This window comes from Streptomyces lycii, assembly GCF_009735685.1.
In the GTDB taxonomy this organism is placed as follows: Bacteria; Actinomycetota; Actinomycetes; order Streptomycetales; family Streptomycetaceae; genus Streptomyces; species Streptomyces lycii.
Map to the genome: position 1 here is coordinate 1 of NZ_WHPN01000203.1, position 820 is coordinate 820.

The window sequence follows — 820 nt, forward strand, 5'->3', positions numbered from 1 at the left end:
GACAAGATCGCCGTGATGTACGCGGGCCGGATCGTCGAGACCGCCCCGGTGCACGAGCTGTACAAGCGCCCCGCGCACCCCTACACCCGGGGTCTGCTGGACTCCATCCCGCGGCTGGACCAGAAGGGCCAGGAGCTCTACGCGATCAAGGGCCTGCCGCCCAACCTGACCCGGATCCCGAGCGGCTGCGCCTTCAACCCGCGCTGCCCCAAGGCGCAGGACGTCTGCCGTACGGACGTGCCCCCGCTGTACCAGGTCACCGAGCGGGACGGCGGCGCCGAGCTGGACGGCCGCCGGAGCGCGTGCCACTTCTGGGAGGAGACGATCCATGGCTGATCTCCACAAGAACGACGAGGTCCCGGACGTCCCCGCGAGCGACCTCGGCAAGTCCGAGCAGGCCGCCGCGGCCGAGAAGGCGGCACTGGACAAGGCGGCGGCCCAGGAGGCCGACGAGACCGCGGAGGCCGTCGCGGCCATCGAGGCGCCCGTCGAACGCGGCGAGCCGATCCTCCAGGTCCGCAACCTGGTCAAGCACTTCCCGCTGACCCGGGGCGTCCTCTTCAAGCGGCAGATCGGCGCGGTCAAGGCCGTCGACGGCGTCTCGTTCGACCTGCACCAGGGCGAGACCCTGGGCATCGTCGGCGAGTCCGGCTGCGGCAAGTCCACCGTCGCCAAGCTGCTGATGACGCTGGAGCGGGCCACCGCCGGCGAGGTCTTCTACAAGGGCCAGGACATCACCAAGCTGTCCGGGCGCGCGCTGAAGGCGGTGCGGCGGAACATCCAGATGGTGTTCCAGGACCCGTACACCTCGCTCAACCCG

At 70.5% G+C, this 820-nt stretch carries 2 protein-coding genes; both read left to right on the forward strand.

Going from position 1 to position 820, the window contains the following annotated elements; translation table 11 throughout:
* The coding region (locus tag GCU69_RS08190; protein ID WP_170315802.1) for an ABC transporter ATP-binding protein at positions 1-336 on the forward strand (336 nt) is incomplete at its 5' end.
* Positions 329-820, forward strand: a 492-nt coding sequence (locus tag GCU69_RS08195; RefSeq protein WP_156205531.1) for an ATP-binding cassette domain-containing protein, incomplete at its 3' end; no start/stop codon positions are given. The genes GCU69_RS08190 and GCU69_RS08195, both read left to right, overlap by 8 nt.